This window comes from Colwellia sp. M166 (assembly GCF_024585285.1).
In the GTDB taxonomy this organism is placed as follows: domain Bacteria; phylum Pseudomonadota; class Gammaproteobacteria; order Enterobacterales; family Alteromonadaceae; genus Cognaticolwellia.
Genome location: NZ_CP040755.1, coordinates 2,085,280 through 2,109,700, shown reverse-complemented (window position 1 = coordinate 2,109,700; position 24,421 = coordinate 2,085,280). Strand labels below are relative to the sequence as shown.

The window sequence follows — 24,421 nt, the reverse complement described above, 5'->3', positions numbered from 1 at the left end:
GTTAATACAAAAGACTCTAAAGAATGCTGAAATTATTATTTTAGCCGGAGTTATGCATTAGTCGCTTGTTATTACTATCCTTATTTTGTAGTTGTAGGTGAGAAAACAATTGAAATCAGTGGATGTTATCTTTAACAGCACTATGCTAATATTTATCGTTATAAAAGTGCATAAATCTTAGAGCGACATAATTTTGTGCAGCGTATAAAAACTATTAATTAGGTCAAAAGTCTTTGGCTTGAAAGGGATGATATCATGAGACTGATTAAAATTGTTGTATGTGGACTGATTCTGTCAATCGGCACCGTTAGCTGCGGAGAAAAGCAAACGGCGAGTTCACATATAGCTACTGCCAAAAGCTTGAACGAAACAAGCCAAATAAATCAAGTTATTATTGAATTGAAAAATGCGATTCAATTAGAGCCAAAAAATGCAGAAGCGCGTTATTTACTTGGCCAAAGCTATTTAAATCAAGGTAGCGGTGTCAATGCAGCGAAAGAATTAGAAAAAGCCCTGAGTTTACAGTTTCCTCATAATGAGGTTGTTCCTTCGTTAGCTAGAGCCTACTTACTAACTGAAGATGATACAGGCATTTTATCTCTTGACGAACATAGTGATAAATTATCGAACACGGCTAAAGCGCAATATTATGCTTATAAAGTTTTAGCCGCTTTAAGAGCAGAAGATAAAGTCGTAGCTGAGTCTGCTGCAGCATTAGCGAATACGGCTGCGCCTAACGATGTCTATGCTTTGATAGCGAGTAGTTATTTAAAGTTAGCTAATAATGCCCATGAAGATGCTGAAAAACTAATTGCTCAAGCATTGGTCATAGCACCTAACAATCCTGATGCGTTAATGTTGCAAGGGCAAATATCAACAGCCGTAAAAGATTATGTTCAAGCAAGTAAAAGTTATGCTCGATATGTTGAATTACAGCCTTTGTCAGGCATAGGCTCAATTTACTTAACGGAGTCTTTGTTAAAAGAACAGCGCTTTGATGAGGCAGAAGCCTATGCTGACTCTATTTTAACTAACTTTCCTAACCAAGCATTTGCTCATTATGTCAAGGCAGCAGTCAAGTTTCAGTCAAAAGATTATAAAGCAGCAAAAATGCATGCAGAAAAAGCATTAACGAGTAATTTCAATAAACCTTACCTACAACTGATTGCGGGTATAAGTGCTTACTTTTTAAATAGCTATGAACAAAGTTATATGCATTTAAAACCAGTAGTGAGATACCTAGCACCAGAGCATCCAGCACGTAAAATGTTTGCTTATAACCAGCTACAGCTTGGTTTGGTTACTGATTTAAATGAAAGTATAGGCGAGCTTAACCCAACTTCAGATGCCGATATCAACTTTTTATCTTCGCTAAGTTTTCAATTAGCAAAAATAGGCGCATTTGAACAAGCAAAAGAGATATCTGAGAAGTTAATCACACAAGCTTCTAGTGAAGAAACATCCTCTGCGGAAAGTAATATGCGCGAGGGCTTTTTGAAATTAATGCTAAATGACCCCTCAGGTATTAAAGACTTAGAAAAGGCTGTCGAACAAGACCCAAATATGAAGGGAGCAGAATTAACCATTGCTTATTTAGCTATTGAAACGGGTGACTTTGAGCAGGCCGAGCGTATCGCTAAAAAATGGCAAGCCGCTTATCCTGAAAAGGTGGAAGGCTTTAATATCCAAGCTGCAATATACATTAAGCAAGGTAACTTTGAGTTAGCGGCAACGACTTTACATAAAAGTCTTGAATTACAAGCTGAAAACTTATTTGCGCTAAGAGAACTAACGAGGCTATCTCTGCGTCAAGGTAAAAAAGATGAGGCTAAGCAATGGTCATCTAAGGCAATATTATTATTTCCTAAAAATGTCAGCATTTTAAAGCAACACTATTTTATGGTTAAAGATGATCTAACCTTAGAAAAAATTAAGATGCTGTATGAGAACGAAAAAACAAATATTCAATATGGAATGTTATATGCTGAGGTGTTACTTGAGCTAGCAAAATTTAACCAAGCAGATGAAGTGCTGGCGTCTTATCCAACGTCAATTAAGTCACCGAAAAAACTTTGGCAATTAAAAATCATTACCAAAATGAAGCAGAATAATAATGCAGAAATGCAGAAAATTGCTCAAGACTGGTTGTTGACTAATCCTTATCAAATTGAACCCGTATTATTGCTTGTTAATAGTTACTCGGTAGCTAAAGAGTTAAACCGAGCGTTAAGTTTGATTGATAAGGCTATGATTAGTCAGCCGAATAATGCTAAAGTTTTACAGCTTGCAAAAATGAAGTTGTTACTAGATTCAAACAAAGTTCATGATGCTAAGGATTTGTTGCAAGCATTAGAGCAACAAGGCTTAAGTGAAACTAATCGCCAAGGAATGCAAGGGCGGATCTTATTGCTTGAAGGGGACTATGTCAATGCTTTGCCGCTTTTGGAAAGGTTTTATCAAGCTATTCCATCTAGCCAAAATGCAATTTTTATTGCGGTTGCCAATGCGAGAAATAACCAACGAGAGAAAGCGATAGCTGGACTCGAGCAGCATTTAGATAAAGATCCGCAAGCAGATAAAATTAGAGCGTTACTGGCGAATTTTTATACCCAGTCAAACCCTGAAAAAGCGATACAAAGTTATGAGGTGATAGTGGAAGCTCAGCCTAATAATGCTATTGCTCTTAATAATTTAGCATGGTTGAATTTAGAGTCTAGTAATTATGAAGCCGCTTTAGCTTATGCTGAAAAAGCTTATGAACTAGCGGGTAGTATTGCTAATATATCAGATACTTATGGACAAGTACTGCTAAAATCAGGTGATAAAGTTGCCGCGCTTGTTAAAGCTGATGAAGCCTACTCAATCTCATTGGGCAAAGATATTGATATTGCGCTTAATTATATCGAGTTATTAATTCTTAATAATAAAGTTGATATGGCGAAAAAGTTACTTACTGAGGTTAAACCTAAGAGTGATAAACAAATAGCAAAGTTTAATGTACTGCTTGCTAAACTTTAGTTTATACCGGCTCTTAGCGGCAAGGAATAACTAATGAGGCAAAATAAAACCCAGTATGAGGCACTGGGTTTTTTATTTGGTAAAGTTATTATATTATTTAAGTGGTTTTATCTGCGTTTATGTTATTAGGCTTATTTACGTTGACGCCTTGTTAATGCAATACCGATCAGCCCTAAGCCAAAAATTGCTAACGATGCTGGCTCAGGAACATTTGGCCGGTTATTTAATCCGGTAACAACATTATCAAACTCTCCGGCAATACCTGTGCTATTAACCATAACGCTATCAAAAGCAAAACCGTTATCAAAGGTAATATTTACATAAGCATTGGAGCTTGGGTCGCTTTGGTTGCCTGATGAACCATTTTGTAAATTTAGCAATGTTTGGCCAAGAATGGTTGCACTGGTTCCAGCAACACTATCAAAAAAGGTAAAGTCATTGTAATTATCGACTGAGCCCCAGTAAAAACCAAAGTAATCAATCAGAGCGCCGCCACCTAAATTAGCTAAAAAGCCCGTATAGTCAATAGTTACTGTGCCTGAACTGCCAGCTGCCGGCGTAAAACCGTAACACGTAGTATCTTCAATGGCGGGGTTGCCATTGCCTGGTTGTGCAGCAGTGTTAAGGATATTACCGATACCAACAGCAAAGCCACCACCGGTTGTGCTAAAGTTAATGCCAGAAGCGCCTAAGGTATTAACACCACAGCCTGCAGCAGTAGCTGCGGCATTATAATTATATGATGTATCTGCAGCACCTAAACCTCCGGGTATTATACCGTTGACATCTGTTACAGGCGTTCCAATATCGAAAGTCTCAATAAATAAACCGCTTGATGCATCTTGACTGTTGTTTGCATTGACCAAACTACTGGTTATACCTGAGCCATCTGTTGCTGCTTGACCACCAAAATTTACAATGATGCCAGCATTGGCTCCTGTACAAGATAGCCCTACTAATAAAGCGAGTGCTTTCACACGAGTATTGTTGATTAGATTTTTCATTATAGATAATCCCTTAAAAAGGTTAATAAGAATATACTTCTACAACTTTGATGAAAAATGCATTCAATATGCCAGTTTTTTAATTGCTTGCTAATACAATATCTTGGTTGGTCGATTTTTGTACACTGAATCTATCTGTCTTGTAATTGTAAATTTTCCTGACAACGAAATTGAGTGCAAAGCAGGTGATATAACTCGTGCAAGTGATACCGTTGCGGGCAATCAAAAATAAGCCTGATTAGAGATAAGGGGTCATTATTTTAAATTGGTCAGCATAAAAAAGGCTTGTTACTGAGTAACAAGCCTTGATAATCACAATTAAAAGTTAGAGCGTTTTGGAGTATGACGCTCTAGCTAAAAATAAATACTTACTTTTGAAACTTACGTTTACGATTAGCTAAACCTAGACCAAACAACCCTAAGCCAAATACGGCAATGGACATTGGCTCTGGAACGTCTCTATTGCGTGTTGTTAAGCCCGTAACTATGTTATCAAACTCACCGGCGATACCAGTACTTGTTACCACAAAACGGTTCCAAGAAAAGCTTTCAAAATCAATGTTAACGTAGGTGTTTGATGTTGGTGCACCTTGATTGCCTGACTGGCCACCTAATTGAGTTAATAATTGGCTACCAGTAATAGACACTGATGTGTTATCTGTATCGTTAAAAAACTGAAAGTCATTATAAGTATCTACTGAGCCCCAATAAAAGCCAAAGTAATCTAGTTGTGCGTTACCAGGGATAGCGTTTAAGAAGCTTGTGTAGTCAACTTCAACTGTACCTGAACTCCCGTTCTCAGGTGTAAAACCATAACAAGTGCTGTCGATGTAATTTGCAGAGCCGGTATTACCTGGTCTGGCTGCTTTGCCGGGTAAGTTTTGACTTGCAACACCTAATCCGCCACCTGTTTCAGTAACTGTAATACCATTTTGACTTAAAGTGTTAACCCCACAGCCATTTGATGCACCAGCAATATTATACTGTTCGTCTGCCATTCCTGGTAAATCTGTCATTGCAGTTGCAATATCAAAAGTTTCAATAAAATAGCCATTACTTGAGTCAATTAAGTTACTTTGGTCGACAAAGCTACTTGTTAGGCCAGATCCATCCGTTGCCCATTGACCTGAAGCGACATCATCACCAAAAAAAGTAATGATAGTTGCATTTGCTTGTGTGCATGTAAGCACTGCGCCTAACGCTAGGCTGCCTATAGTTTTTTTATTAATCAATTTTTTCATACTTCACATCTTCCATTGGTTTGATTTAAAAGCATCATCTATTTCCTGTGATTAAATAAGCATCAAATATGCCATTATTATTATTTTCAATTAAAACAATTATGTATGATTTTTCAATGTGAGTGAGTGATTAAGTTTTTTTTGGGCTGTAAAATATACTGACAACGACTATATTTTACCTGAAAGCGGGATGAGAGGTCTAAGAATAAGCCTAGTAAAACATTAATTTTCAAGATGATATTAATAAATAATCAAGCTATAGCTGATAGATTTTTTTAAGATTATACGTTTTGATTAAATCAGCTGAGTTGGGATAAAAGTCGTTGTCATGAGCTATGTGGCGGATTTTAAACTTAGCTTGACAGCATTGCTCTTGAAGGTCGTGTGCTCTGGGGTAAACTAATACCAATTTGATTAAATTTCTTCCCAATTCAGAGCTCGAGTTTAAAGGTTTACATGCTGCGTATTGATTTTGACAAGGTGCTCACAGGGACGTGAGTCATTAGAACAACGCAGGAGCAGTTGTCGAGAGTAACCCTTATCTTCAATCAATGCCTTGCCTGCATGGATGTAGGTACTGAGGTTCAGTCTGGAACTATGAACCTGTGCCTCTAAGCCTTTTAATTCTCGCTGAGTGGGAAAGAACTTTATCAATTTGGTATAAGTATAATGCTGTTTTAATTATACCGCTTGTTCTAGGACAGCTAGTAGCGTTTAGAGTGAACTGGCAAGGAACGCATAAGGCTATGTCGGGTTATACCTTCCAGGGCTAAGCACTTTGTTTGGATCTAATACTGCTTTCAATTGTGCTGTTGTTTGCCAAAAGTCAGAATTTTTGTCTAATAAGTATTGTTGTTGATCTATATTCAAGCGATAAGGAACAAAGCCCTTTTTTAGTCCTTTAGTGACCAGTTCTTTTAAGCAGTTGTGAGCATCTGCCACTGCTTGAGGGTTCTCCCGGTCAAAGACAATAGGTATCGTACTGTCAACACAATCATGCTTTAAATTAGTAAAGGTAATAAAAGGTTCGATATGATATTTAGGGCATACTTCTCTGACAAGCTGGGTAAACTCTTTCATGGCGCAGGGTTTCATCGGCATTAAGGGAGCATACCAGAGTAATCCACAATTATCTTTTCCAGGTGAAAGCTCAGAGCTAGCGAGTATATTTGTATTTTTATGGCGCCAGTAAGGTAATTTTAATGCCACTTTATTTGGTTTACCTAGCATTATTTCATTACCCAACTCAAACGATTTTAATTGCTCTTTTATCATATGAAGTGGCGTAATCAGCTTAAAAGCGAGCTCGGGTAGATTAGCAATGACAAATTTGCCAAAACGCACTATAAAGCTATTTGAAAATATTTGCTTGCTAGGTAAAGCTTTAAAAATATTAGAAATTTCTTGTTGAGCTATTTTTACCACGCCCTCACTACCATAGATGCTACCGACAATTGTCCAATAAGGGATATCATGTTTTTTGGCGAGCTTTCCAACATCGTTATCAGACATTACTTTATGCTGATCTGAGCCGTTTGGATTATCTGCCAACATAGCTAAAACACGACGTCTGTCCATTAAGTTGATAGAGCCAACAATCCCTTCATATTCTCTTAATACCTGTCGAATAATTGGTACAGCCCGATCAAGTACCTCATCATCTTTCAATTGAATGAAAAATGATGAGAAGGCCGGTTTACGAGAAGCGAGCCGTATGGTCATTTCAGTTACAATGCCAAAGCTTGACTGTGTAAAAAGGGCATCTAAATGTGGTCCAAGCCCCCATTTAAAGGTTTTATCAACAAACTTTGTTTCAGATTGATCTAACTCATAAATTGCTGATTGAAAAGGTCGACCATTTGCCCAAATACCTTTAATAGCATTGACGGCACTAAAGTGATCACTGTGAGGCGTAATGCCGTATCCACGCTCAATGGCATTACCCACTATTGAGCAATCAGGCCCAGCACCGGTAACGGGAACCATGAAGTTATCGCCACGATTAATTAAAAATGTACTCAGCTGTTTTTGTGTCACACCCGGCTCTAAAGTAACTAAACCTAATTCCTCGTCAAAAGCTATTTTAGTTAATGTTGATAGATCTAATATTAAGGTTTTACTATTAGGTTTAGGTGGCTGACTGGTACCATAACCCCAATTCCTGCCACTACTGATAGGATGAATACTGAAGCTTAATTGTTCGTTATCACTAACTAAGTTGGCTAATTCTAGCAGGGCTTTTATGTCATTTTTATCATGAGGTTTAACAGCGGCAATAACCGTACGTTTTTTCTCAGGAAAGCTGTTAAACCCTTCGGTACCTTGGGTGTACTTTGATAAATCATTATCTTTTATTAATAGTATAGCGTTTTCGTTTATTACGCTTTTAATTCTTTGATGGATATCTAGCATTTGGGTAAACGTCCTGTCATTTTGTTAACTTATTAATATCTGCTTAGCATGATTTGTAACTCGTTAGTATATGAGGTCTTGGCGTAATGCTAGGTGATAGTCGCTATATGCTTGCTAATATCCCTTGATATTTCTTTGTACAAGCATTTGAATCCAGGAGATAAGTTCTCCATAAATATTGTAGAATTAATATAATAGGGAGCTCTTAAACCATGATAATCAATGGCTTCACCAAGTTGAATGAAATTAATGCCAACAAATTTCATACTACGAGCTAGTCTTGGCTCCATCATGACATATACATGTTTAACGCCGGTTTCAATACTCATAGTTGCAGCAGCCATATATAAGCCAATAGCAATAAATGGAAAGCAACGTAGTTCGGTTTCTGAATAACTAGACTCACTAATTGCACCAATTGCTGAGCCTTTGAACTTATCGGTTTTACGTCGTCTAAAATCAGCTTTTACGGCAAGACGAGAAATTTCAGCAATTTCGTGGCGTGGAAAGTTACTTGGATGTAGTTCTTTATTCTGGATGGCTTCGAGACAATATTTTTCTATCGGCAATACTTCCGATGCATTTGCCGATTTTACCACTCGAACACAGCTGGTATAAGTATTAGAGGGTTTATGTTTGATCATTGAAAAAATCGATTGGGCATCAAATTCATCTTGCTCTTTGCCTTCATCTTTTACTTTTTCAAAGGCCAATTCTTCACAGTATACATTATGGCGAATACGGAATACTTCATCTCTAAGTTCATCGTTAACGGCAACTTCAGGCTTTAAGAATTGAGTGAAATGCTCAGCAATGTTCATTGCATCATGATTAACTTTCATTGATGCAATGCGTTTAGTGATATTTCCAATTACCGGCGCATTTAGCAATTTCTTGCTCCAATTCATTAGACCTCAGCTCCCTTATATATGATAATTTATGTTTACTATTATTACTTTTTTTTAATCTGCTTGTATAATCATTTAGCATTATCAGTGAGTAAGTATAGATTATATTAGTTAAGTACTTATTACATACTTGGCTATTTTAAGCAATTTTATCTGTTTCACTACCGAGTTTAGCTTTAATAGGGACTATTTCCATTGCGGTTTGATAACCGATATCAAACAATGAAAACTTTTTTGCTTCACTCATGCCAAAGTCAACAGCAGAGCACAAACCGGTATTGATGATAATGGTATTGTGCCAAAATGCGTCATTAATATATTCACGTGAAATAGTGGTCATAAAAGTACGGATCAGTAAGGTGACATAGTTAACGATGGGGAACATGCCATTGGTTTTAAGGTCATCATACTCATGCTCACCACGTAGACGAAAACACAGTACTGGCGTACCATCCATAGCCCAATCACGGTGTAAGGCATCTTCAGATAATATACTGCCATCAACCATCAAGTGTTGGCCAAATTTTTTGAAACTGAACACCAAGGGAATTGACATAGAGAAGCGCACAGCTTGAGAGATCTTCATGCCTGGTGTCCGTTCTCGATTAAAAATAACCGGGCGGCCTGTTTTAACATCCGTTGCGACAATATGTAAGTTTCGTTCGAGCTCGATAAAGGTTTTTCCTTGTAAGTGATGATCCACCCATTGCTCGAAGACATCACCAGAGCTTAGACCACCATTACGAATTAAACTGACTAATGAAAAACCTCTAAATTGGTTATAGTTTGTGGTTATTGCAATATGCTTAATATTGTCTATCGACAGTCCCGCAGCATATAAGCTTGCTATGATACTGCCACCAGATACCCCGACAATATGAGAAAAGTTAATATGCAAATCTTTTAATGCTTGCAATACGCCGATATGAGCAGGTAACCGTGTTCCACCGCCAGCTAAAATAGGTACAATACTTACCACGCATTCTTCTCCATGTACTTAGGTTATTTAATTATGGGCAAAAATTTAGAATTCGCTAGCGACAAAATGTGCTAACTTCAACGATAGTGATAAATTTTTAGGAAGGGTGAAATATGAGTCGACTATTATTGCGACTATTATTGATGAGTGTGCTGTTCAGCTCGACAGCCTACAGTAGCTTAGTTGAAACCGTGGGGTTAATAAAGCCTTCTGTGGTTGGTATTGGTGTTTACACACCTACAGGACAGCCAAAAAATCAACTGTATGGTAGTGGCTTTGTTATTGGTGATGGCACTTATGTTGTTACCAATAGTCATGTTATTGCTAAAGAGCTAGACGAGGGCTTGTTGCAAGAATTAGTTGTTTTTACTGGTAAAGGAGTGGCGGCAAAAGTAAGAATAGCGACCTTGATTGCTACAGATAAAGAGCATGATATTGCAATTTTGAAAATTAAAGGTCAGCCATTACCGGCATTACAACTTGCGCAAAGCAAGTTTAAGCCTGAAGGAAGTTCTATTGCATTTACGGGGTTTCCCATTGGTGCAGTACTAGGGCTTTATCCTGTGACGCATAGAGGTATTATTGCTGCGGTAACGCCAACCATTATTCCGGTTGATGATTCAAGACAAATCAGTATTGCGATGATTAAGCGCTTAAGAGATCCTTATTTAGTTTACCAATTAGATGCAACGGCTTACCCTGGCAATAGTGGCAGTGCTATGTACGATCTAGAAACAGGTAAGGTTATTGGTATTATTAATAAAGTTTTTGTGCAAGAAAGTAAAGAAACGGTGATCAGTAAACCCAGTGGCATTACTTATGCGATACCGGTTAAATATCTTCATCAACTTTTGAAACAACATAATATTAAAAGCTAGCCGTTGTTAATCTTCAGCATTAAGGCGTTGATTATGTTCCATGGCTTGATTGCTTAATAGTGTGGATATGGCGACAAGCTCAATTTTATTCTGTTTAAGTAATGGTAACAGCTTAAACAAAGCTGCAATTGTTTCAGGATGGGGATGAGCAATCGCCACGACACCATGATAGCGTTTAGCGTCTCGTATTAATTGCTCGAATTGACTTTGGATATAGCTATATTCTAGTTTATTGTCGAGAAAAATATGACGATGTAGACTAGGTACACCAAAGTTTATTGCTATTTTCTCTGCTTGGCTGGCACTGGTGGTCATACTGTCGACAAACATTAAATTTCTTTCACTGAGAAATTGCATGGTCCAAGCCATGGGTTGATATAATTCAGTTAGTTTGCTGCCCATGTGGTTGTTAATGCCTAAAGCGAAAGGTATCTCTGTAAAAGCATTGGTTAAACTTTGTCGAATACTACTTTCATTCATTGTGCTGGTGAGAGCTCCTGGACCGAGTTTTTTGCCATTTTTTGCTTCCATTGGAATGTGCAGGATGACCTCATTATTTTGTCCTTTCGCCTGTAACGCTAAACTCTTTCCATAGGGGGTATGCGGCAAAATTGCGTAACTGATAGCACCGGGTAAATAAAGCGCTTGAACATCACTTTTTCGATAACCAAGGTCATCAATAATAATCGCAACTTGTGCTGATTGGGCATAAATTAAAAAGGGACAGAGCAAGCTTAATATCAGCAGTAATCGAAGCACGGTAAGTTTTTCTCATGTTAAATAACGCTTTTAGGTTAACAGTTCGGCAGGGTAAAATCGATAAGTTCAACAGCTAAGAGTGCAGAGGATTATCGACACCAAAGTTTTGGATTGACGGCTTTACCTACATGCCTAATCTCAAAATACAACCCAGAGTCAGCTTGGCCACCACTTTGGCCAACTAAAGCTATAGGTTCACCGGCTTCAACGCGCTCGCCTACAGACTTAAGTAATGCCTGGTTATGACCGTATAAACTCATATAACCATCGCCATGATCAACAACTGATACCAGCCCATAACCGTTAAGCCAATCAGAAAAAAGAATTGTGCCACTGTGAATGGTTTTAACTTGTCGACCAACGGGGGCGGCAAGAAATACCCCTTTCCATTTTAGATAACCTTGTTTACTTGAGCCGAAGTTGTGACTAATCCGGCCTTTAACTGGCCAATTAAGCTTACGTTTTAATTTACTTAAGCCCACTAAGTTTTCAGCCGCTTGTGCAGCAGCAGCCATTTTTTTCAGCAAGGTTACAAGAGCTGATTCTTCTCGCTCCAATTTGCTCAGCTTTTGTTGGCCAGTAAGGGCTTTTTGATTCAAGGCTTTTAGGGTTTGCTGTTGTTTTACTTTTGAAAGTTCAAGAATTTGCTTTTGTTGGCTTTGCGCCTGAGTTAACTGAGTAAATTGTTCAGCTTTTACTTGCTGTTGAGTCCGAATGTCATTTAATTTGGCAATAGTACTTTTAAAGGTGTCTATTTCCTTAATGCGAGCAACATTGAGGTACTGGTAATGGGTTATTGTACGTTGCACACTGCTGGGCTGTTGTTGATTAAGAATTAGTTTTAAGTAGTCGTGATGTCCGGCAGAGTAGGCTGCTCTTAATTGCTTGGCTAATATTTGTTCTTGTTGTGATTTAGCTGACTCTAGTTGCTGCTGTTCATCAGCGAGCTGACTAATTTTTTTGCGCACGGCGAGCAAGCTTTGCTTAGTTTCTCGTAGCTTTTTAGTCATTTCTCCGATAGCTAAGTCATCTGTTTTTAATTGTTGTTCTAAATCGGTAATTTTTACTGTGGTGTTTGATAATGTTTGTTTTTGTTGGTTAATTCTGCGTTGAATATCATTGAGTTGTTGATTTGTTTTTGTCGTGTTTTTTGCACTTGTGTCAGCTTGGCCGTAGGCCGTTAGCGAACAGAAAAGTAGTAGCAGCGTTATATAATAAACATAGCCAAGGTTAAATTGACTATGTTGGTCTATTTTTGTTGTGCTATTCACCTTAAGAAAATCTTGCTGCTAAATTAACTTTAATAAATTACTACCTGTCATTTCTTCCGGCTGAGGCATATCCATCAGTGCTAGTATCGTTGGAGCTATATCGCTTAAAGCTCCCGTTTCAGCTATTTCTGCATTACGACCAATATAAATCAGTGGTACGGGTTCACAAGTATGTGCGGTATGAGCTTGTCCTGAAACATTGTCCATCATTTGTTCTGCATTACCGTGATCAGCGGTAATTAAGCATTCACTATGGGTTTTTTCTAATGCAGTAAGTACTCGCCCTATACTGGTATCGACTGCTTCACAGGCTTTTACTGCAGCATTAAAGTCTCCGGTATGCCCAACCATATCACCATTAGGGTAATTACAAACAATAAAATCATGCTCTGCACTTTCGATAGCGGCAACTAACTTATCGGTTAGCAGTGTTGAATTCATCTCTGGCTGTAAGTCGTAAGTTGCTACTTGTGGCGAAGGGACTAAGATGCGTTGTTCACCATTAAAAGTGTCTTCTTTGCCGCCACTGAAGAAAAAGGTTACATGGGCATATTTTTCTGTTTCTGATATCCGCAGTTGAGTTTTATTATGCTTTTCTAACCATTCTCCTAGTACATTATTCAGTTGTACTGTCGGGAAGGCGCAAGGGGCGTCGATATCTGCCGCATACTCGGTTAACATAACAAACTCGCTAAGTTTCGGCTGGCGTTGGCGTTCAAAACCTGAAAAGTTTTTTTCGGTAAAGCAGCGAGTAAATTGACGAGCACGATCGGCGCGAAAATTCATAAAGATCATGGCATCGCCATCTTGCACTTGAATAGTATCGCCATTTGGCAGAGTGATAGCAGAAGCTTGAACAAACTCATCATTTTCATCACGTGCATAGGCGGCATGTAAAGCGTCTGTAGCTTGGCTATATTGAAATTCAGCTTGGCCTGAAACCATTAAATTATAAGCTAACTCGACTCGCTCCCAACGTTGATCTCTATCCATAGCATAGTAACGACCAATAACCGAGGCTACTTGTCCACAGCCGAGCTCATCAAACTTTGCTTGTGCTTTTATTAGCGAGGCTTCAGCACTACGTGGCGGAGTATCACGACCGTCTAAAAAGGCGTGTAAGTAAACTGACTTTGCCCCTTGCTTAGCCGCCATGTCTAACATAGCAAAAATATGCTCTTCATGGCTATGAACACCACCTGGCGATAATAAACCAAAAACATGGATAGCTTTGTTATTATTAACGGCGTTTTCAACTGCTTTAACTAATGTTGGGTTGTTTTGAAATTCATTATCTTCAATAGCTTTGGTGATGCGGGTAAAGTCTTGATAAACAATTCGTCCGGCGCCTAGGTTAACATGACCGACTTCAGAATTGCCCATTTGCCCGTCTGGTAAACCTACCGCCATACCGGATGTTTCAATCAACATATGCGGCTTATTGGCCATTAAGTCGTCTATTACCGGTGTTTTGGCATGATAAATGGCATTTGATTCTGGGTTTTCTCGATACCCCCAACCATCTAAAATAATAAGAACTGTTGACTTCTTGTTTGGCATCACGGTTTCCTTTATACGAACAAAGATAAGTAAAATTATTTTTCACTCTGAGTATATCAAGACATGCAGTGAATATCTTGTGTCTGTTAAGAGAAAATGTTTCGAAGTGGAGATCAAATTTCATTGATCGCGCTTAAGTTATTTCAGCAATCTGATTGACGATGAAAAGTTCAGTTTGGGTTTAGTTTATTAGCCTGTATACTATGGCAAATTTTTAGTTAATTAGAATGTAACACTTATGGATCAACTTATTACTTTTGCAATGAGCCAACCTTTACTTAGTACGGCTTGGCTGGTTATTGTTTTACTGATTATTGCGATTACGATCAGAATTCAAATGTCACCGATCAAACAATTAAGTACACAGCAAATGACTTTTTTAGTGAATAGAGAGTCTGGTGTTGTGGTCGATAGTCGTAGCGAAAAAGATTTTAAAGCCGGGCATATTATCGATGCACTGCACCTTGATAATGAAAAAGTGAGTAAAAATGACTTCGCTACTCTTGAAAACCATAAAGATAATCCCATCATTGTAGTATGTAGTGCTGGTCTTAGTGCTGGCAAAGTCGCTAACCAGCTAGCAAAAGCCGGCTTTACCCGCGTAAATTTACTAAAAGGTGGTATGAATGCTTGGTTAAGTGCAGGTTTACCTGTCACCAAGTCGTAAGCACCTAACAACGGATTATCATGATGGCAGTTGACATATATACCAAAGTAACTTGTTTTTATTGCATGAGAGCGAAAGCTTTACTTGATGATATGAATGTTAGTTATAACGAAATTAAAATTGACGGTGATGCCCCATTACGTGAAAAAATGATCACACGTAGCCAGGGAGCTGCAACAGTACCTCAAATATTTATTAACAACAGCCATATTGGTGGTTGTGATGATTTATTTGCATTACACGCGCAAGGGAAATTAGCTTCACTTTTAGCATTATAATATCAGTGAAAAACTTAGCATAAAAGCCATTGGATAATGGCGTAAATAGACAGGAAATAAACCATGGCTGACGAAATTCAAAACAACGAAGAAGCAACAAACGAACAAGCAGTGCCACAATTTGCTATTCAACGCGTATATACCAAAGATATCTCATTTGAAACGCCTAATTCACCGGCAATTTTTCAAAAAGAATGGAAGCCTGAAGTACAATTAGATATTGACACTAAATCGGCTAAACTTGCTGATGATACTTATGAAGTAACATTATCTCTAACAGTAACCGCTAAAGTTGAAGAACAAACCGCATTTTTAGCAGAAGTTAAGCAAGCAGGTATTTTTACTATTGGTAATATCCCTGAAGCACAATTAGCACACACTATTGGTGCCTTCTGCCCGACCACGTTATTCCCATATGCTCGTGAAGCTGTGGCCAACTTAGTTAGCCGTGGTTCATTCCCACAAATTAACTTAGCCCCGGTGAACTTTGAAGCCTTATTTGCTAATTACGTACAACAACGTGCGGCACAAGCAGAGCAAGTGCAAGTAAGCACTGAAACGCACTAATTTATGAACCCTAATTCTGCCGCAATTTCAGTTATTGGCGCTGGCTCATACGGCACCGCACTGGCAATCTGTTTAGCGCGAAATGGTCATAAAACCTTGCTTTGGGGGCGTGATGCTAGTCACGTTGCCGAAATGGCGAGTACGCGTGCTAATGAGAAGTACTTGCCGGGCAGTAAGTTTCCTGAGCCATTACGGGTTAGTGATGATTTAGCTAAGGTGGTTGCTGCTAGTAAAAACATTCTATTAGTTGTGCCTAGTCATGCTTTTGGTGAAATGTTGGCGCAAATAAAACCACATTTACGCAAAGATGCACGCTTGGTGTGGGCAACTAAGGGCTTAGAGCATGAGTCAGGACGTTTGCTGCAAGATGTTGCTCGCGAAGCCTTAGGGAATGAAATTTCTTTAGCTGTGCTCTCTGGCCCCACTTTTGCTAGAGAAATGGCGGCAGGGCTACCAACAGCAATATCGTTATCTTCAACAGATGAACAGTTTGTTAGTGATATTTCTAACTTATTACACTGTGAGCGAACTTTTCGCGTTTACAGTAATAGCGATTTTATCGGTGTGCAGTTAGGTGGAGCGGTGAAAAATGTCATTGCCATCGGTGCTGGCATGGCTGACGGTATTGGTTTTGGTGCGAATGCTCGTACAGCATTGATCACCCGTGGCTTAGCAGAAATGACCCGTTTAGGTTGTGCGTTAAATGCAGAGCCTTCAACATTTATGGGTATGGCTGGTTTAGGTGATTTAGTCTTAACTTGTACTGATAATCAATCGCGAAATCGACGTTTTGGCTTAGCCTTAGGTGGTGGAGCTGAAGTTGAACAAGCGATGGCTGATATTGGCCAAGTAGTGGAAGGCTATCGTAATACTAAAGAAGTTTATCTGTTAGCGCAGCGTATGGGCGTGGAAATGCCTATTGTTGAGCAGGTTTATCAGGTGCTTTATTGCGGTAAAGATGCCAAGTTAGCCGCTGCAGATTTATTATCTCGTGAACGCAAATTTGAATAGCTGAAAATTTAAGTTATTATTTTAATAGGCATACACTATTTATGGTATATGCCTTTTTTATGCGCTAATGAGTAACTGATAAGCTTTAAATTGAATTTGCAAAGCCTAATTGGCGCCAAGCTTCATAAACAATAACGGCAGTGGCATTTGATAAGTTCATACTGCGGCTATCTTTTAGCATCGGGATCCTGATTTTGTCTTGATCTGGAATTTGTTGTCTGACTTCTTCGGGTAATCCTCCGGTTTCAGAGCCAAATAACAGGTAATCACCAGATTGAAAGCTAACATCACCATAATAGCCGGTAGATTTAGTGGTAACGGCTAACACACGCTTAGGCTGTTCAGATTCAACAAAGCTTTGATAATTTGCATGACGCTTTAGGGCCGCAAACTCATGATAATCTAAGCCCGCTCTGCGTAATTTTTTATCTTCTAGATCAAAGCCTAATGGTTCAATAAGGTGTAATCTAAAACCGGTATTAGCACATAGTCGGATTATATTGCCAGTATTGGGTGGAATTTGAGGTTGAAATAAAACGACATCTAACATATTAAGTGCTTAATAAATTGTATAATTGCAGCATTATACCGTGCTTGCAGCGAATGCTTAAGTCTTGCTTGATAAATAACGGCTTAATATTTATTACTAGGAGTTCAAATAGTGAAACAACCACTAGATTCGAATCAATATGCTTACCTTGTTAGGCTCGCAGCATTTGCGGCGACAGCAACGGCATTAATCTTAGTGTTGCTAAAGCTATATGCGTGGTTTGCTACAGATGCGAGCGCTATGCTTGCCTCAGCAACGGATTCAATTCTAGATTTATTTGCCTCGATTATGAATGTGGTCATTTTGCGCTTTGCTCTGGCGCCGGCAGACAAAGAACATAAATTTGGTCATGGTAAAGCAGAAAGTCTTGCTGGCTTAGTACAAGCTGCGTTTGTGCTCGGCTCAGCATTATTATTGGTGTTTAATGGCCTAGATCGTATTATTAACCCACAGCAGATCGTACGAACGGAAGTTGGTATGGTTGTTTCTATCATTGCCATTGTGATGACATTGTCTTTAGTGATGCTACAAAAATACGTTATCAAGCGCACTAAATCTGTGGCGATTAGTGCCGATGCTCTACATTATCAATCAGATTTATTATTGAATTTAGGGGTACTCGCTGCGCTATTTTTAAGTCAAGGCTACTGGCTACAAGCTGATGGCGTTTTTACTGTTGCGGTGGGGATATTTCTATTAATAGGTGCGGGTAAAATAATCTGGACCAGTGTTCATCATTTAATGGATCATGAACTGACAGATGAAGAGCTAAAAACCATTAGAACAATTGTATTAGCACATGAAGGTGCGCATGGTTTACATGAATTACGCACACGGCAAGCAGGTCCTGATCGCTTTATTCAATTTCATTTAGAGTTAGATGAAAAGTTATCATTGCTCGAAGCTCATGGTATTGGTGAGGCTATTGAAAGTGAAATTATTCGAGCATTGGCACCCTGTGAGGTCTTTATTCATCATGATCCACTGTCAGTGGTTAAGCCTTCAGACAAAAAAAAAAGCTTTGTGAGCGATTAAATCTGAGTCGTTATTGATGCTGAGCAAACCAAGCTATAGCATTATTTATTGCAATATCACGGTATTGATCGATCTCAAAAAATAGTTCGTGATAGGCGCCAGATACCACTATCGGCTTAACTTCAGGGTAATAACTTGGCTTAAGTTTATTGAGTTGTAGGCAAAAATTATTCTGGGCATTATTAGCAATAATGCACTCTTTCTCTGCTTGCATCAGCTGTATTGGCAATGATAATTTTTTCAAGTCAATGAATAGTTTATCTGTGTTTTTCATTGCCTGTTGCAACCAATGAAATGTCACCCCTCCAAGCTTTAGCTCTGGGCGTTGATGATACAAATCACGAAAACGTTGAAAACGCGGTTGTGAGTGCATTAAACGGTTTTCATCAAATGAACTTAGATTGCTATCGCTTTGTCCGAGAAAATACCACGGAGTATTGGACAGGCAATTATTTATTATCGTGCCTGTTGTGACTAAAAATTTAGCTAACCAAGTTGGCAGACCATTACTTGCGATAGCGATCATCGGAGAACTTAAACTTAATGCTTTGATATTGTTAGGATAAATCTGAAGATATCTTAACGCAATAGCACCGCCCATTGAGTGTGCCAGCATAAAAGAGTTTTGCTGATGTTGTGGATACGTTACGGGTAAAACTTGACTGAGTAATTGATGTAAGTCGCGCGCGTAATGATCAAAACTCTCGACATAGCCTTGTAAACGATTAGCTGTTAAGCGCATAGAAAGCCCTTGGCCACGATGATCAATAATCACACAGTCATAGCCTAAAGCATCTAAATCAAAAGCTAATTCTTGATATTTTAAGTAGCTTTCTGAACGACCGGGAACAATCGCAAGGTAAGGCTTATCAGGGCGTGTAAAATTAGTGGCATAAGCAATATCAACCTGATCAACGGTAGTGAATGAGGCTTGGTGGATAGATTGCCAAAACTTTTTGATGGCGGCAATTTTTTCTGCAGTGAGTGCACGCTTACTTACTAAGTTTGCTGCGCTAGTCAATGAGCTAATCCTTATAAGGCAATAAATAGAAAATAAAACTAGCCGTTACTTACTAGCCAATACTTAAAGTCGTGTTTTACTACTCTCTATCGGTAGTTTAATGGTCACAGTGAGGCCATTATTTGTATTGTTGCTTGCACTGATAATGCCATTATGGGCAATAACAGCTTGTTTGGCTATTGCTAAACCTAAACCTGTACCACCGGTGGCTCGATCGCGTGCCTGCGCTACTCGGTAAAATGGTTCAAACAATTTAGGCAAATCATCGACAGGAACTCCAGTGCCAGTATCGACAATTTCAATGATAAAATTAGTATTTGTTTTATTCAAGTAGACGTTAAGTTCATCGTTGCCATGACTATATTTTACCGCATTAATCAAAATATTATTAAAGGCACTGGATAAAAGTGTCGGATCTGCTTGGATTAAAGCCGTGCTTTCACTGTGAAAGTTAATGGTAATAGATTTTTCATTGGCGATATATTGCGCATCTTCGATGCAAAGTATTAAGAGTTGCTTAAGGTCGACAGACATTAACTCCATTTGGCTTATGGTGTTCTCTAAACGCGATAAAGATAAAACATTGCCAATCATTTCATCGAGCCTAGCCACTTCTAGTTCACAACGTTGTAGATGCTTATGAAGCGTCGCTTGCTCTATGTCTTTTTGTTGCGCCAAGCCTAGGGCAATTTGTAATCTAGTCATTGGTGATCTAAGTTCGTGCGAAACATCAGCCATAAGTCTTTGATGAGAACCAATATTTTGTTCCAATTTTTCCGCCATTAAGTTAAAGCTGGCTGCACAAGTACCAATTTCATCATTGCGCTGTGCAATTAAAGGTACGCGAGCACTGAATTCGCCATCGCCAAAGCGGGTGGCGGTTTTTTGCATTGCTATCAGTGGTTTTGTGAACGAACGAGTGAGTAACCAAAGTAAAATCGAACTGATGATGATAGGAATAGCCAAACGTATCCAAGTCGGAATATGTTGTATTAAACCGCCAAAGGGAGGCTTTCGATCACGGCTTGCAAGAAATAATTGATAAGGTGTACCTGCAATATCAAAGGCTAAGGGGCCGGTCATTCGATAAAATTCAAACTTTACCGTCGTGAGGCTTTCCAAATTGTTTTCACTCAAAAAATTTTTTAAGTTTTCAATTTGCCATTTTTTTGATGAGTGTATTTGATTAGTTTGCATATTTTTTAACAGTAATTCGCGATCTGCTTTTCTTGATAAAATACTCAATGTTGCCTGCGGCGTTTTTGGTGGACTGCGTTTAATTAAGAGGTCAAGTCGCTTAATTCTCGCTATATCGGAATGGTGACTAGGGGCAATAAAACTTTTGGTTCTAAATTGTTCGGAAACCAGTCTAGTGATGCCAATGGTTAATATGACAATTAACCAAAAGCAGATAAATAATTTCGCACCAATAGAAGAAAATTTCTCTCTAAGTTTTAGCATTACGCTAGCTCTCCTGCCAAGAAAATATAACCGGCACCCCGGATCGTTTTAAGCTTGTCATTTGGGCTAAAAGGTAACAGTTTTCGTCTAATATTACTGACATGCATATCGATACTGCGATCAAAAGCGCTTAGCTTTCGTTTGAGTACTTGCTCTGATATTTCATCTTTACTGACAATACTGCCAGGCTTTGACATTAAATATTCAATGATCTGGTATTCAGTACCGGTAAGCTCTATCTGTTGATCATGACAACTAACCTGTCGTGTTGCATGATTAAGCATTACGCCGTTAACTTTCAATGATGAGCTTGCTACTTTACTATTTTGCACAATGTTGATTCGGCGTAAAATAGCATTTATTCGTGCTAATAATTCACGGTGTTGAAACGGTTTGGGTAAGTAATCATCAGCGCCTAGCTCTAATCCTAATATACGATCGGCATTATCACCTTTAGCGGTCAGCATCAAAATAGGGGTTTTATGATTACCGCCGAGGGCTTTTAATACTTCGAAACCGGTTAATCCGGGCATCATAACATCTAATAAAATTAATGAAATATTATCATCAAATGCTTTTTCTAAGCCTGTTATACCATCATGGCAACAAATTAATTCGAAACCTTCTGTCGCAAGGTAATCAGATAGTAAATCAGCGAGCTCTTTATCATCATCTATTAATAAAAGTTTATGCTTTTTCATTGTTGCTCTCGTTAACCGCTAATAATCTATTGCCATAATAGCGTATATATTTACGACTTTTTAAGATCTTTACATAACATTTACGTTGGTTTGCGTTTCTTTTCGTTGTGCAATTTATACTGGTGTTGAATTAATTGAGGAGTACAATTTATGAAAATGCAAAGACTATATTCAACAATCAAACCGTATGTTGCGATGGCTGTTATCGCACTGACAATGACTAGCCTTAATGTGAACGCTATTGGTCACAAAAATGAAGAAAATAATCCGAGTGCCCAGCACCAAAAGGGTGAAGGACACGGTAAGCATCATAACAAAATGAAAAAGCACTTTCATCGCTTAGTTAAAAAACTAGCTTTAAGTTCAGAGCAGGAAATTAAGCTTAAAGCTATTTTCGCTAATATGAAAACTAAGCGCCAAGAGCAAAAAGATCCGCTTGCTGGCTTTAAAAAGCAAGTTGAATCATTGATGCTAGCAAGTGATTTCGATGAAAACAGCTTTGCAGCTATCTATGCAGAATACCAACCGAGTTTTCAAGAGATGGCTATGCAAAAGGCTAAGACTCATCACGAAATTATGCAAGTATTAACGCCTGAACAACAAAAGAAGTTCACAAAAATACAACAGCATAAAGGGCGAGGTTGATAAGCCTGAGTTTAGCTTAATAGGCTAAATGAGAATATTTTAGACATTTTGCTTTCTACCACTTGGCCATTTTTTTTGGCCGGTAGAAAGCGCCATTCTTCCATGGCGTTACGGATGGTGTTACGGAAGTAACTTGCTTTACTTCTGCTTTTACTTTCAAACTGCAGATCTTTTACTAAACCGTTTTTATCGATGTTGAACTTGACCATAATTTCTAATTCTATGCCTTTTCTTTTCGCAGAAGAAGGATATTTAGGTTCAACAGAGCTGATTAACTTAGCGGCAATATTTGTCGGGTTGAGTTTTAATACCTTGCTGGCTTTATCAGCTAGCATGGCTTGATTAGGTCCGTTCTTGTTTATCTGGTTCACTGATGACTGTTGGTCGATGCCATCATGAGTTTTGTTTAACGCAGCTATTTTATCATATTGAGACACCTTAGGTTCGGTTAACAATGAAGCAAGTTGCTGCGCGTAGGGATTTGCTTTTATTGTCGTATTTTTTGAATCTGTTCGTTCGAATGCAATTTCGGACATTGACTTTGTTCGTCGGCTATTGCTATTAAGGTTATCACTGGTGTGTGTTTGACTCGTTAACTCTGCATGGTGCTGGTTGGTATTCTTTTTAGTGTCTGTATTGGCTCGAACAATCGGCAGTTCATTATAATAAGCTGTGGTTTTGTGCTCATTAGTCGGCTTAGATTTATCTAAAGGTGCTTTTACTGTAAAAGCGTTATCTTTTTTTATTGCCTGCTGAAGTGAAACATCACGGCTGTTTGCTATAGATTCTTGACGGTTATTTGAATCCTCAATAGCTAATAGTTGGCTTGCAAGAGAGGTATTAGATTGGGCCGGTTGAAAAGTTAAAGGCGCATAAGTTATTAAACTTTCTCTGAGTGTTTTAGGTGAATTTTGAATTGAAATACTGCCCGATTGCAAATCAATGATCGGCAAAGTCAATGAGTATTTAGAAAATAGAAAAACAATAGCGAGCAATACAGTGCAAGATGCTAACCATTTGCCGGAATCGGTGCTTTTTGTACAATGTTGTTGATCTAATAATCTCATAACACGTTGTTTTAAATCACCACCAGAGGCCGCCATAGCCATATTAGGAATGGTGTGGTGACGGTGTTTTTGGCATAACGATGCGGTGTCAGCCAAGGTATGTGCATAGGCAAGTGGACTACCACTATGCTGCACGGCAATATCATCGCTACAGTATTCTCTTTCATTGCGCATTTGTTTGGAAACCCAACTCACGGCAGGATGAAAAAATAAAAGAATTTCAACCAGAGTTTGTAGAAAGTTAACCAGATAGTCATGGCGTCGAATATGGGCTAGTTCATGCAGTAATAGCATATCTAGTTGTTGTGGTGATAATCCCGAAAGCATACTAAAAGGAATAAGTACTATCGGTTTTAGCCAACCTATAGCCATTGGCACATTGGTTTTGCTAGAGACTAATAAGACTACTTTTCTTGATAGCCCAACTTTATTGATTAAGCCCTCAAAACGAACTTGCAGCGCTAAATCAACGGTCGTGCAACCTTGAGTTGGTAGTTTGTTCACATTGTATAGCTCGATGGTTAACTTAAGCGCAAGTGTGAAAACAATAGCAAGCCAAAGCATGGCAAGTACTGGTAAATATTCCAGCCATTCAATATACCAAACATTTGCTTGTATCTGCTCTAGGTAAAGACTTTGATCTACCAGTGGCAATGCATGTACAAAGTTGGCTACTTGCCGGTATTCAATATCGTAAATAATAAAAAATGTGACGGCAGGTAAAATTAAATTGGCTAGCATCGCCATAGAGCTTAGCGCGTAGCGTAATTGAGACTTTTTATAGGAGATTAATGACAGTAATATTTTTAATACTAATGCAACCAAAACTCCTTGCCATAAAAAATGGATAAGAGTGATGGCTAAACCAGCTAATAATGGACTATTTATTAAGCTTTCCTGCATCATGGATAGTTTGAATTACCTTTGAGTTTTAATTGATTATGATTGTTGCTCTAGCTCATTGAGTAACTGTCTAATATCCTCAATTTCTTCTTTACTTGTCGAGTTATCTAAAGCACGCATCACCAACTTTGAGGTTGAACCGCCAAATGCTTTTAAGACTAAATCTTTCAATAAAGACGATTGTGTGACCCTCTCACTATTCGCCGGAGCATAAACATGTGCTCGATTACTTTCATCACGAATAACCAAGGCTTTTTCGTGCATTATTTGTAATATTTTCAGTACTGTAGTATAGCCCGTCTTTTGAGTTTGGCTAACTGTTTCATGAATTTGTCGAACCGTGGCAGGTCCCATTTTCCAAAGGATATTAAGTAACGTTAGCTCTGCTTCCGTTGGTTTAATATCTGATTTATCTCGTGACATTGAGATTCCTTAAGGCGAATATTTTCAGAATTATCATACGAATATGCTCGTATATTATTCCG

General features: G+C 38.5%; 22 protein-coding genes. 8 read left to right on the top strand and 14 right to left on the bottom strand.

Going from position 1 to position 24,421, the window contains the following annotated elements; all coding sequences use genetic code 11:
• Positions 1-255 precede the first annotated feature (255 nt).
• Complete coding sequence (gene prsT / locus FGD67_RS09565; protein ID WP_257174796.1) at positions 256-3,018, top strand: XrtA/PEP-CTERM system TPR-repeat protein PrsT; 2,763 nt, start codon at positions 256-258, stop codon at positions 3,016-3,018.
• 131 nt (positions 3,019-3,149) lie between these two features.
• Here the strand turns inward: prsT and FGD67_RS09560 are convergent, their stop codons facing one another.
• From FGD67_RS09560 to FGD67_RS09540, 5 genes are all read right to left on the bottom strand, one after another.
• Positions 3,150-4,022 carry a PEP-CTERM sorting domain-containing protein gene (locus tag FGD67_RS09560; RefSeq protein ID WP_257174795.1) on the bottom strand — a complete coding sequence of 291 codons (873 nt, stop codon included), beginning with the start codon at positions 4,020-4,022 and terminating at the stop codon, positions 3,150-3,152.
• Positions 4,023-4,390: 368 nt separating this feature from the next.
• Positions 4,391-5,263 (bottom strand): PEP-CTERM sorting domain-containing protein, encoded by an 873-nt coding sequence (locus tag FGD67_RS09555; protein ID WP_257174794.1) that lies wholly within the window; start codon positions 5,261-5,263, stop codon positions 4,391-4,393.
• Between the two features lie 744 nt (positions 5,264-6,007).
• Positions 6,008-7,675 (bottom strand): FAD-binding protein, encoded by a 1,668-nt coding sequence (locus FGD67_RS09550; RefSeq protein WP_257174793.1) that lies wholly within the window; start codon positions 7,673-7,675, stop codon positions 6,008-6,010.
• Between the two features lie 89 nt (positions 7,676-7,764).
• Positions 7,765-8,583, bottom strand: coding sequence for a PEP-CTERM/exosortase system-associated acyltransferase (locus FGD67_RS09545; RefSeq protein ID WP_257174792.1), 819 nt, complete (start codon positions 8,581-8,583; stop codon positions 7,765-7,767).
• 139 nt (positions 8,584-8,722) lie between these two features.
• On the bottom strand, positions 8,723-9,562 hold the full coding sequence (locus FGD67_RS09540) for a patatin-like phospholipase family protein (protein WP_257174791.1): 840 nt from the start codon (positions 9,560-9,562) through the stop codon (positions 8,723-8,725).
• Between the two features lie 113 nt (positions 9,563-9,675).
• On the opposite strand from FGD67_RS09540, the gene FGD67_RS09535 reads away from it, so the two are divergent.
• Complete coding sequence (locus tag FGD67_RS09535) at positions 9,676-10,440, top strand: serine protease (protein WP_257174790.1); 765 nt, start codon at positions 9,676-9,678, stop codon at positions 10,438-10,440.
• Between the two features lie 6 nt (positions 10,441-10,446).
• On the opposite strand, the gene FGD67_RS09530 is transcribed toward FGD67_RS09535, so the two are convergent.
• From FGD67_RS09530 to gpmI, 3 genes are all read right to left on the bottom strand, one after another.
• Positions 10,447-11,199: a divergent polysaccharide deacetylase family protein gene (locus tag FGD67_RS09530; RefSeq protein ID WP_257174789.1), complete on the bottom strand. Its 753-nt coding sequence runs from the start codon at positions 11,197-11,199 to the stop codon at positions 10,447-10,449.
• An 89-nt stretch (positions 11,200-11,288) separates the two neighbouring features.
• A complete protein-coding gene (locus tag FGD67_RS09525; RefSeq protein ID WP_257174788.1) occupies positions 11,289-12,470 on the bottom strand; it encodes a murein hydrolase activator EnvC in 1,182 nt (393 codons plus the stop codon).
• A gap of 18 nt (positions 12,471-12,488) precedes the next feature.
• Complete coding sequence (gene gpmI, locus FGD67_RS09520) at positions 12,489-14,030, bottom strand: 2,3-bisphosphoglycerate-independent phosphoglycerate mutase (RefSeq protein ID WP_373567868.1); 1,542 nt, start codon at positions 14,028-14,030, stop codon at positions 12,489-12,491.
• A 238-nt stretch (positions 14,031-14,268) separates the two neighbouring features.
• Here gpmI and FGD67_RS09515 point away from each other — a divergent pair, with 238 nt between their 5' ends.
• The 4 genes from FGD67_RS09515 (at position 14,269) to gpsA (ending at position 16,553) form a co-directional block, all read left to right on the top strand.
• Positions 14,269-14,697 (top strand): rhodanese-like domain-containing protein, encoded by a 429-nt coding sequence (locus FGD67_RS09515; RefSeq protein ID WP_257174786.1) that lies wholly within the window; start codon positions 14,269-14,271, stop codon positions 14,695-14,697.
• A 20-nt stretch (positions 14,698-14,717) separates the two neighbouring features.
• The gene (grxC, locus tag FGD67_RS09510) at positions 14,718-14,975 is read left to right on the top strand and encodes a glutaredoxin 3 (RefSeq protein ID WP_257174785.1); all 258 of its coding nucleotides are present in this window, start codon (positions 14,718-14,720) and stop codon (positions 14,973-14,975) included.
• Positions 14,976-15,038: 63 nt separating this feature from the next.
• Positions 15,039-15,542 (top strand): protein-export chaperone SecB, encoded by a 504-nt coding sequence (gene secB / locus FGD67_RS09505; RefSeq protein WP_257174784.1) that lies wholly within the window; start codon positions 15,039-15,041, stop codon positions 15,540-15,542.
• Between the two features lie 3 nt (positions 15,543-15,545).
• Positions 15,546-16,553, top strand: coding sequence for an NAD(P)H-dependent glycerol-3-phosphate dehydrogenase (gpsA, locus tag FGD67_RS09500; protein WP_257174783.1), 1,008 nt, complete (start codon positions 15,546-15,548; stop codon positions 16,551-16,553).
• Positions 16,554-16,638: 85 nt separating this feature from the next.
• Here gpsA and trmL read toward each other — a convergent pair whose 3' ends face one another.
• Positions 16,639-17,103 (bottom strand): tRNA (uridine(34)/cytosine(34)/5-carboxymethylaminomethyluridine(34)-2'-O)-methyltransferase TrmL, encoded by a 465-nt coding sequence (gene trmL, locus FGD67_RS09495; RefSeq protein WP_257174782.1) that lies wholly within the window; start codon positions 17,101-17,103, stop codon positions 16,639-16,641.
• 111 nt (positions 17,104-17,214) lie between these two features.
• Here trmL and FGD67_RS09490 point away from each other — a divergent pair, with 111 nt between their 5' ends.
• Positions 17,215-18,138 (top strand): cation diffusion facilitator family transporter, encoded by a 924-nt coding sequence (locus FGD67_RS09490; protein WP_257174781.1) that lies wholly within the window; start codon positions 17,215-17,217, stop codon positions 18,136-18,138.
• 10 nt (positions 18,139-18,148) lie between these two features.
• Here the strand turns inward: FGD67_RS09490 and FGD67_RS09485 are convergent, their stop codons facing one another.
• The 3 genes from FGD67_RS09485 to FGD67_RS09475 all read right to left on the bottom strand — a co-directional run bounded on the left by FGD67_RS09485 (position 18,149) and on the right by FGD67_RS09475 (position 21,321).
• Positions 18,149-19,159 carry an alpha/beta fold hydrolase gene (locus FGD67_RS09485; protein WP_257174780.1) on the bottom strand — a complete coding sequence of 337 codons (1,011 nt, stop codon included), beginning with the start codon at positions 19,157-19,159 and terminating at the stop codon, positions 18,149-18,151.
• A 63-nt stretch (positions 19,160-19,222) separates the two neighbouring features.
• Positions 19,223-20,620, bottom strand: a complete 1,398-nt coding sequence (locus tag FGD67_RS09480) for an ATP-binding protein (protein WP_257174779.1) — start codon at positions 20,618-20,620, stop codon at positions 19,223-19,225.
• Positions 20,620-21,321 carry a response regulator transcription factor gene (locus FGD67_RS09475; protein WP_257174778.1) on the bottom strand — a complete coding sequence of 234 codons (702 nt, stop codon included), beginning with the start codon at positions 21,319-21,321 and terminating at the stop codon, positions 20,620-20,622. Before FGD67_RS09475 ends, FGD67_RS09480 begins: the two co-directional genes overlap by 1 nt.
• 150 nt (positions 21,322-21,471) lie before the next feature.
• On the opposite strand from FGD67_RS09475, the gene FGD67_RS09470 reads away from it, so the two are divergent.
• Positions 21,472-21,966 carry a Spy/CpxP family protein refolding chaperone gene (locus FGD67_RS09470; protein WP_257174777.1) on the top strand — a complete coding sequence of 165 codons (495 nt, stop codon included), beginning with the start codon at positions 21,472-21,474 and terminating at the stop codon, positions 21,964-21,966.
• Between the two features lie 11 nt (positions 21,967-21,977).
• Here FGD67_RS09470 and FGD67_RS09465 read toward each other — a convergent pair whose 3' ends face one another.
• On the bottom strand, positions 21,978-23,939 hold the full coding sequence (locus FGD67_RS09465; protein ID WP_257174776.1) for a M56 family metallopeptidase: 1,962 nt from the start codon (positions 23,937-23,939) through the stop codon (positions 21,978-21,980).
• A gap of 33 nt (positions 23,940-23,972) precedes the next feature.
• Positions 23,973-24,359 (bottom strand): BlaI/MecI/CopY family transcriptional regulator, encoded by a 387-nt coding sequence (locus FGD67_RS09460; RefSeq protein ID WP_257174775.1) that lies wholly within the window; start codon positions 24,357-24,359, stop codon positions 23,973-23,975.
• Positions 24,360-24,421: the final 62 nt, after the last annotated feature.